Consider the following 500-nt stretch of genomic DNA (forward strand, 5'->3'; position numbering starts at 1 on the left):
CGAATCCCGACGGCCTTACGAGCAAGGGTTCCTCGGCACTGTTCGTCAACCGAGGGTTAGCCGATCCTAAGTCATATCGTAATTCGAGTATGACAAAAGGGAAACTGGTTAATATTCCAGTGCCACTGTTCATTCAAAGTCGACGCTTTGGGTTCACCTGGACTGGGCCTTCGCCCAGTGGAACCGTCCAACTCCGTGGAAGCCGTAATGGCACGAAGCGGACGAATGGCGGGATACCGCAAGCCAGGCCACCCTAGAGCCCGTGAAAAGACGAGAACAGTGTTCGTACCGAGATCCGACACAGGTGCTCGTGGCGGCGAAAGCCAAGGCCTGTCGGGAACAATCGACGTTAGGGAATTCGGCAATTTAGTCCCGTACCTTCGGAAGAAGGGATGCCTGCCTCGGAAAGAGGCAGGTCGCAGTGACTCGGGGACTCGGACTGTCTAGTAACAACATAGGTGACCGCAAATCCGCAAGGACTCGTACGGTCACTGAATCCT

General features: G+C 55.2%; 1 rRNA gene. It reads left to right on the forward strand.

From position 1 onward, the window contains the following. Positions 1-500, forward strand: a 23S ribosomal RNA gene (locus ACFR9U_RS21310); the annotation flags it as partial.

Origin of the sequence: Halorientalis brevis (assembly GCF_042678165.1) — an archaeon.
GTDB classification, from domain to species: Archaea; Halobacteriota; Halobacteria; order Halobacteriales; family Haloarculaceae; genus Halorientalis; species Halorientalis brevis.